The sequence below is a fragment of the Puniceibacterium confluentis genome, from assembly GCF_007923445.1.
GTDB classification, from domain to species: domain Bacteria; phylum Pseudomonadota; class Alphaproteobacteria; order Rhodobacterales; family Rhodobacteraceae; genus Puniceibacterium; species Puniceibacterium confluentis.
The window spans coordinates 1-565 of the sequence record NZ_VOJI01000116.1 but is presented as its reverse complement, the minus strand read 5'-3'; the positions used below and the strand labels follow the sequence as shown (position 1 = coordinate 565).

Annotated in this window: 1 pseudogene; it reads left to right on the top strand. The window is 44.1% G+C overall.

What is annotated here, in order from left to right:
* Positions 1 to 392: pseudogene (locus FOY53_RS24305) on the top strand (FprA family A-type flavoprotein); the annotation flags it as partial.
* Positions 393 to 565: the final 173 nt, after the last annotated feature.

The window sequence follows — 565 nt, the reverse complement described above, 5'->3', positions numbered from 1 at the left end:
TATGGGATGTAGATAAAGCGGATGAAACCGAGATATTAAATAGTATTACCTCAGCGGATGCTGTTTTCGTCGGCAGCTCTACCAAATATGCCGACATGACAGGCAAATTGGAAGATCTGCTGCAAAAAATGCAAAAAATGAATTTGGAAGGTAAGCTGGCTGCCGCCTTTGGTTCCTACGGCTGGAGCGGTGAAGCCATTGAAGTCGTACAGGATTACTTGAACGGTACTAATATGAAAGTCCAAAGCACTTCAGATGTAATCAAGTCAACGGGTATGACGCATGTGGAATTCCCAGTACGCATTCGCTTCTCTCCAACAGAAGTTGAAAACGTGAAAAAAATTAAAAATGCCGCTGAATTTGTCTCAGATCTGCTGCTTAGTGTTATTTGAGCACAGGAAGCTTAGAGGGAATAGGAGAGATGCCGAATGGATAACCAACATTACGTTATCATCGGAGGGGGCGTGGCCGCTGTCAACGCGGCAAAAGCGATTAGAGATCATGATGAGCTAGCAGAAATTTCTATTTACGGGGAAGAGTCCTCCCTTCCATATAACAGAGTCAA